General features: G+C 58.5%; 7 protein-coding genes. 6 read left to right on the forward strand and 1 reads right to left on the reverse strand.

All coding sequences use genetic code 11. The annotated features are described in order from the left end of the window. Positions 1–185: 185 nt before the first annotated feature. Positions 186–2,336 carry a PBP1A family penicillin-binding protein gene (locus JHC09_RS07700; RefSeq protein WP_211200586.1) on the reverse strand — a complete coding sequence of 717 codons (2,151 nt, stop codon included), beginning with the start codon at positions 2,334–2,336 and terminating at the stop codon, positions 186–188. A gap of 137 nt (positions 2,337–2,473) precedes the next feature. On the opposite strand from JHC09_RS07700, the gene JHC09_RS07705 reads away from it, so the two are divergent. The 6 genes from JHC09_RS07705 (at position 2,474) to JHC09_RS07730 (ending at position 7,300) form a co-directional block, all read left to right on the forward strand. Next, positions 2,474–2,929 carry a YcgN family cysteine cluster protein gene (locus tag JHC09_RS07705; RefSeq protein ID WP_169194667.1) on the forward strand — a complete coding sequence of 152 codons (456 nt, stop codon included), beginning with the start codon at positions 2,474–2,476 and terminating at the stop codon, positions 2,927–2,929. A gap of 76 nt (positions 2,930–3,005) precedes the next feature. Then, positions 3,006–3,638 (forward strand): diguanylate cyclase, encoded by a 633-nt coding sequence (locus JHC09_RS07710; RefSeq protein WP_199531442.1) that lies wholly within the window; start codon positions 3,006–3,008, stop codon positions 3,636–3,638. A gap of 89 nt (positions 3,639–3,727) precedes the next feature. Further along, a complete protein-coding gene (locus JHC09_RS07715) occupies positions 3,728–4,987 on the forward strand; it encodes an Hsp70 family protein (RefSeq protein ID WP_199531443.1) in 1,260 nt (419 codons plus the stop codon). Between the two features lie 96 nt (positions 4,988–5,083). Beyond that, positions 5,084–5,581 carry a DUF2165 domain-containing protein gene (locus JHC09_RS07720; RefSeq protein WP_199531444.1) on the forward strand — a complete coding sequence of 166 codons (498 nt, stop codon included), beginning with the start codon at positions 5,084–5,086 and terminating at the stop codon, positions 5,579–5,581. An 80-nt stretch (positions 5,582–5,661) separates the two neighbouring features. After that, complete coding sequence (locus JHC09_RS07725) at positions 5,662–6,066, forward strand: hypothetical protein (protein ID WP_199531445.1); 405 nt, start codon at positions 5,662–5,664, stop codon at positions 6,064–6,066. After that, on the forward strand, positions 6,044–7,300 hold the full coding sequence (locus JHC09_RS07730; RefSeq protein ID WP_248308919.1) for a terminase family protein: 1,257 nt from the start codon (positions 6,044–6,046) through the stop codon (positions 7,298–7,300). Before JHC09_RS07725 ends, JHC09_RS07730 begins: the two co-directional genes overlap by 23 nt. Positions 7,301–7,604 lie beyond the last annotated feature (304 nt).

Below are 7,604 nucleotides of genomic sequence, written 5' to 3' on the forward strand. Positions count from 1 at the left end.
TTTACCCGTAGTTGCAGTTATGCAACAAAGTCTGGTGTTGTTTGTTTGTTTTTTGGGGGTGTTGGTAAAGATGTGGCTGGCTATCTGGAGATAGATTCGGGCCGATACTGAAGATATTGCGCGGGGTCTTCTGTATATTGGCTTTCGCGAAAATTTAGCGCCGAAGGCCGGGAGGCGTGACCTGATTAGAGCGTCGGCTGGCTGTCGGCCGATGGCGCTGTAGCAAGCTGGTCCGATGACTGGCTGGACGAGAGGCGCGCGGCGAGGTCGAGGAGCTTACTGGCAGCAGCGGGTTTGAGATTGGGCGGTCGTTGCGCGATCTCTTCTTCGGTTTCTTCCGGTGCTGCGGCGATCAAGGTTTCTGGCAGGTCAAACTCAATGCCGAAGACGGGTTTTACCGCGATATTGGTATGGGCATAGGCCATGAACTTCTGCCAGGCGACAGTGGGCAGCAGACCGCCGGTGAGATCATTGGTGGTGCGATAATCGTCGTTACCGAACCACACAGCGGCAACATAATTGCCGGTGAAGCCTGCAAACCACGCGTCGCGATACGAAGTGGTGGTGCCGGTTTTGCCCAAGGTGGGCACGCCATCAATATGCGCGCGACGGCCTGTGCCGGAGGTGACAACGGCGCGCATCATTTCATTCATATAGGCAACGGTCTGCTCAGAGAGAACGCGCTCGCGCGGGGCCGTCTCGTCATATTCCCAAACGGTTTCGCCGCGGGAGTCGATAAGGCGCGTCAGGCCATAGGCGGGCGTTTTGTAGCCATGATTGGCAAAGACCGCGTAGGAGCTGGTCATATCGAGCACGGAAACCGACGCCACGCCGAGGGCGAGGGAGCGCGTGACCGGATATTCCTGACGGAGGCCCATGCGATAGGACAACTCGGCGATTTTATCGCGTCCGGTTTTGATCGAAAGCGTGACCGGGACGGTGTTAATCGACGAGGCAAAGGCAGAGATGAGGGTGGTTTGTCCGCGGTAGCTGCGGCCATAATTCTGCGGGCACCAATCGCCGATACACACGGGCGCGTCTGAGATGCGATCGCTCGGCTTGAGACCGAGTTGCTCCATCGCTTCGGCATAGACGAAGGGCTTGTAGGCGGAGCCGGGTTGGCGATTGGAGACGATTGAGCGATTGAACTGGCTCTTGGCGTAATCGGTGCCGCCAACCATGGCGCGGATAGCACCTTCAGTATCGGTGACCACCATCGCACCCTGCTCAACGCGATACTGTTCGCCAGAGTCGCGGATAACCGAGGTGATGGCTTCCTCGGCATAGGATTGCAGCGTTGTGTCGATTGTCGTGCGGACGACGAAATTATTGCCGTTGGCCGCGCGTTCCTCGATCTTCTTCTTTGTTTCCTCAAAAGCGTAGTCGAGGAAATAGTTCGGGGAGTCGATGTCTTTGCGGCGGTCTATGGCGGCAGCGGGATTGCGACGTGCGGCGGTCACCTGGCCTTCCGTGAGGAAGCCGGCAGCCACCATATTGGTGAGTACCAGATTGGCGCGGCCACGCGCAGCGGCAAGGTCGATATGGGGCGCATAATTGCCCGGAGCCTTGAACATGCCCGCCAGCATGGCGGCTTCGGACAGGTTGATGTCCTGAACGCGCTTGCCAAAGTAAAACTCAGAGGCGGCGGTCACCCCATAATTGCCGCCGCCCATATAGGCGCGGTCGAAATAGAGTTTGAGAATCTGGTCTTTGGAGTAGTGCCACTCGAGCCAGACCGACAAAAACGCCTCAACGATTTTACGCTCGAGTGTGCGCTCTGAGGACAGGAAAAGGTTTTTGGCCAGCTGTTGGGTGATGGACGAGCCGCCCTGCGTACCGCGATCGCCTTGCGCATTGCTCATGAGGGCGCGCAGCGTCCCGACGACGTCGATGCCGAAGTGTTCGTAGAAGCGTCGGTCTTCGGTCGCCAGTGTTGCCTTGACCAGATAGTCGGGCATTTGGTCGAGCGCGACGCTATCGTCCGAGCGGATGCCGCGGCGGCCGATCTCGGCGCCATAACGATCCTGGAAGATCACCGAATAATCCTCGGCCTTATTGAAGGCTCCGCGATCTGTGATGTCGAAGGCGGGGAGGGCGAGGGCGGTCATGAGCACCGCGCCGATGGCCCCAAAGGAAAAGGCGTCGGACAGGATTTCGACGACGAAGCGCTTTACACCGGTGACATGAAAACGGGACATAAAGTCCTGAAATCGCGTATAGCCTCGACCAAGCGCGTTCCAAAACTCATAAAGGGAAGAATCGAGCCAAGCGTCGGCGGCCAGCATGCCGCTTTGGGGCTTTCGCTTCTTTTCCTTGATGTAGAATGGATCTTGCAAGATTTGGTCCCGCGCCGCGTCGTCCCAGTATTTGTCTGGGACACAGGCATTATGCAATGGTGTGACTGGAAAATGACCGTGGACGGTTTCGTCCCAAGTATTTCTTCCAGCCCCACGATAACACAGTTTGAGTAAACATGGCCTTTTGGGAAGAGAAGACACTCGAAGAAATGTCCACGGCCGAGTGGGAAGCGCTCTGCGATGGGTGTGGCCGGTGCTGTCTGATCAAGCTGGAAGACGAGGACACGGGAACCCTCATCACCTCCGACGTGCGCTGCCAATTGCTGGATGGGGATAGCTGCAAATGCACCGACTATCCGAACCGCAAGGCCATTGTTCCGGACTGCATTAAACTCACTCCCGAAAATGTGAGAGAGATCGCGTGGATTCCCACGACCTGCGCCTATCGCCGTATTGCGGAAGGAAAAGGGCTCGCCTGGTGGCACCCTCTGGTTTCGGGCGACCCGCAAACAGTTATTGATGTGGGAGTTTCGGTAACGGGGCGGACTTATCTTGAAAGTGAAGTCGACCCGGAAGAATGGGAAGAACATGCTGTGGATTGGCCAGAATGGGAGCCGCCTGAGCACATCTAACTAGGTATTGTTACCTTGTGTTAACTGAAACCTGTGTTGACTGTGGGCAACTGACTTCTGCCTAGGAACGGGCTATATGAATCGGGTGACAATGAGTGGTGACAACGGCTTTTGGGCGCGCGTTCGCGCCGCGCTGAGCCGTGCTCCTGGTGGTTCTGAACCTGCTTATGGCAAGGCCGAGATCGCCAAACGTCCCGGAAAGAAGCTTCGCCCAGCGCAACGGATCGACGCTAGCTTGCGTCGGGCCTGGGAAAGCGCAGCTGAGCGCAAGGTGTCGCTCTGCGTTCTCGCCCTCGAAATGGACGTCTACGCCAGTTATTTCTCGTCTTACGGACGCGACGGCGTGGAAGATTGCCTGGAGCAATTGGAGCATTTGATCCGCTCACACGTGCCTAATGAGCAGGCTTGCTTGCGCAATGGTCGCGCCGGTTTTGTCCTTGTCCTGCCAGACATGCCCAATTTGATGGCCCGCGATATCGCGGCAAAGATCGCTGCGGGCGTGCGCACTCTGGCGATTGCCAACAAGGAAAGCCACGCCGGTCAGGTCACGCTGAGCATGGGTCTCGCCGTGGTCAATCCGCAGGGAGCGTTCGATCGTGAAGTGCTAGACGCAGCAAACATGGCCGTGCGCCGTGCGCAGCGTCGTGGCTTGGCACGCCTTGAAGTGGTGGATTTCCGTCCATCGCAGGAGCGAAAAACCGCAGCGTGACAATTGGGCGATTGTCTGGCCTGCCATCCCTCGCTATGAGAGCCGTCCTCTAAACGCGCTAAAGCGCGCTTTCTCCGGACAGCTTGACTATGACACTTTCCTGCGGCCTCGACTTTGGCACGTCCAACTCTACGCTTGGACGGATTGGCGCTGACAACCAGCCCCATCTGGTGCCGCTGGAAAATGGAAGCGCGACCATTCCGAGCGTTCTGTTCTTCAGCTTTGAAGACAATCAAATCCACTTTGGCCGCGATGCCGTGGCGGAATATGTGACCGGCGCCGAAGGGCGTTTGATGCGCTCGATTAAGAGTGTTTTGGGCACCAGCCTCTTTAACGACACGACCCGCATCAAAGCCAAGCGCTATGGCTACGGTGATATCATCGGCACCTATGTCGCTGAGTTGAAAAAGCGCGCTGAGGCGCATCTGGGCGATGAGCTGACACAGGTTGTGCTCGGTCGTCCGGTGCAGTTCGTGGATGATGATCCGGCAGCGGACCGGCAGGCGCAAGACCAGTTGGAAGCCGCCGTACGCGCGCAGGGGTTTAAGGATATCGCTTTCCAGTTCGAGCCGATCGCGGCGGCGCTGGACTACGAGCGTCACGTCAATGGCGAGCGTCTGGCGCTGATCATCGACTTGGGTGGCGGTACCTCGGACTTTTCGCTGGTGAAGGTTGCGCCGGGCAATGCCGACAAGGCCGACCGTTCCGACGATATTCTGGGCACGGGCGGCGTTCATATCGGGGGGACCGATTTTGACCGCCTGTTGGCGATGAGCCGGGTGATGCCTGAGCTCGGCCTCGGGAGCATGACCAAGGACGGGAAGCGTCACCTTCCGGTTGCGCCCTATTACGACCTCTCGACCTGGCACCGGATCAACCGGCTCTATGATGCACAGGCTATTCGGGACCTGCGCTCGACCATGCGGGAAGCTGTGGAAGCTGAGCGGGTCGAGACGATGATAACGCTCGTTGAGGAGCGGCTTGGACATCGGCTGATTGGCGCGGTGGAAGGCTCCAAAATTGAGCTTTCCGATAAGCCAGTGTCGGCGTTCGACTTCGACGTAAACGGTAGCCACATTCGCACCGACATAAGTGTCGAGCAGCTGGCCGAGGCGCTTGATGACTCGATTGGCAAGCTCGAAACCACCATTGGCGCAACGCTGGCGCAGGCCGGGGTAAAGGCGTCTGACATTGACAGCCTGATCTTGACCGGCGGTTCGACGCTGGTTCCGGCGGTAGCGAACCGATTGCAGGCGCGTTTCCCAGAGGCTGAGGTGATCCGTACCGACGTGTTGGGGAGTGTTGGGCTTGGGCTGTCGCTGGAAGCCAAGCGCATATTTGGGGCCTGACATAATCGCGAGATCGCTTCGGCGGGACGAGTCGTCTACCAAGTCGGGCGAATAGAAATCGGGTCAAATAACCCGCACGGAATAATGGAGGCGGGAATGCTTGTGCTCAGGATCAGCAAGGTGATCACTGTTGCTGCGGTGGCGCTTTATGCGAGCCTCGTGGCCTTCGGCAATATCACCGACTATGGCTCAAACTTCGCGTTCGTGCAGCATGTGTTGGCGATGGATACGGTGTTTCCTGACGCAGGGACCACCTATCGCGCCATCGAAAATGAGATTGCGCACCACATCGCCTATATCCTTATTATTGCTGCTGAACTGGCGACTGCCGTCGCTTGTTGGGTGGGCGCAGCAAGGCTCTATAGGGCACGCAACGCAAGCGCAGGAAGTTTTAACGGCCAAAAATCCTGGGCCATCGCTGGGCTAACATTCGGATTTCTCGTCTGGCAGGTGGGCTTCATGTCCATTGGCGGCGAGTGGTTTGGCATGTGGATGTCCGAAACGTGGAACGGGCTGGAATCGGCCTTCCGCGTGTTCATCCTCATCATGAGCGTGCTGATCTATGTTGCGCTGCCGGACGGCGAGATCGACTAAAACTTATCCCTCTTATCCTCGCGTCACGCAGAGATGGTAGCTTTCAGGCATGATCAAGAAATTGGGTCTGGGGCGAGGGGATGTTTCGGAACGCAACGCCGAACTGGGACATCGTTCGCGCGGAATATGAGAGCCATTCGTTCTCTCCGCGCGTGATCTGCCAGCGCCACGGAATTTCTCTTAAACAGCTGCGCTACAAACGCGAGAACCAACTCTGGACCACCTCGCGAAAAGACACGCCAACGGCAGCGCTCTTGATCGCTCGAATTATGCGCCTTTTGGGAAACCAGATCAGCGCATTGGAGAAAGCGACGGATATGCCAATCGACCAGAAATCCAAACTGCTCGCCGCTGAGGTGAAGACGCTCGATGCCGTGCTGAAGATGGGCGCAAGCGAACGCAATGTGGAGGCGCCCAGTCGTCGCGATATGACGGACATTCGCAATAAGCTGATCAAGCGTCTTGACCAGTCCGAGCGAAAATAACGCGCGACGGGTCGAGGGCCTCACCGATGAGCAGGCCTACAAAATGTATTTCTGCTGGCCTAAATGGGCCAGACGCGAGCAAAAGCCGCCGCCGGGAGACTGGACCACATGGTTGCTGCTCGGCGGTCGCGGCTCGGGGAAAACCAGAGCCGGGTCGGAATGGGTGCGGCGGCTGGCGCGACGCGGCATCGGGCCCATTGCACTGGTCGGCGAAACCATGACCGAGGCGGTGGACATCATGGTGCGCGGCGAAAGCGGCTTGCTGGCTGTGCATCCGGATGAGGAACGTCCTGTTTTACGCGGAAAATCGCGGCTGATCTGGCCCAATGGGGTGGAGGCCGCGATTATGACGGGCTCGGACCCGGAGCGGTTTCGCGGGCCGCAATTTGCTGCCGCCTGGTGCGATGAGATCGGCAAATGGCCCAATGCCGAGGAGGCTTGGGACATGTTGCAGTTTGGCCTTCGGCTGGGGGATCGTCCACGGCAGTTGGCGACAACAACGCCCCGACCGACGCGGCTGATTAAAAGACTTTTGGCGGACGAGCACGCAACGACTGTGAGAATGCGGACCGCGGATAATGCGCGAAATCTTGCGCCGAGTTTTCTCGACGCTGTGGTGGCGCGCTACGAGGGAAGCGTGCTGGGGCGGCAGGAACTCGACGGGGAAATGATCGAGGACTTGCCCGATGCACTCTGGCAAAGGGCGATGTTTAAGCGCGGTGTGGCCGAGAGTTTAGGCCGCGTGGTGGTGGCAGTGGATCCGCCGGTGACGGGGACGGCCAAGTCAGACGCGTGCGGGATTATCGTTGTTGGGCGCATCGGCGAAAACGCTGTGGTACTGGAAGACGCAACGCTCAAACCAGCGCCACCTTTGGCTTGGGCGCGGCGGGCGGTGGCGGCCTATCACGCGCATCAGGCGGATTGTCTCGTGGTGGAGGTGAACCAGGGCGGCGATCTGGTGCGGACGATGATCGAACAGGTTGATCCTTCAGTGCCGATGAAGGCTGTGCGGGCGAGCCGAGGCAAGTGGCTGCGCGCGGAACCGGTGGCCGCGCTTTATGGGCGCGGACTGGTGTTGCATGCTGAGGGGCTGGTGGCGCTTGAAGATGAGCTCTGCGCCTTTGGGCCTGAAGGCAAGGCTGAGGGGCATTCGCCCGATCGGGTGGATGCGCTCGTCTGGGGGCTCACGGAGCTGCTTCTCAATGATGTGCGGCCGAGATTGCGGGGACTTTGAGCCCCCACCCGACCTCCCCCGAAGTCGGGACTGTTTACAACTTGCTCATTTGGGATTCTAGTTTGACTGCTTGGGGGGGATTTGCCGGAGGGTTTGAGATGGATTGTCCAGATTGTTCTAGCACTGCCACGGTCAAGCGCGGCCTCAAGGGGGGTTACCAGCGATTTAGCTGTAAGCAGTGTGGTCGGTACTTTACTGATCGCGCCCCTAAATTCAGCGCTCAGACAAAAGCGCAGGCCGTTCAGATGTATCTCAACGGCACCGGCATTCGGGCCATTGGGCGCGTCCTTTCGGCCTCCCCAGC

The organism is Devosia sp. MC532 (assembly GCF_016461625.1).
GTDB lineage: Bacteria > Pseudomonadota > Alphaproteobacteria > Rhizobiales > Devosiaceae > Devosia.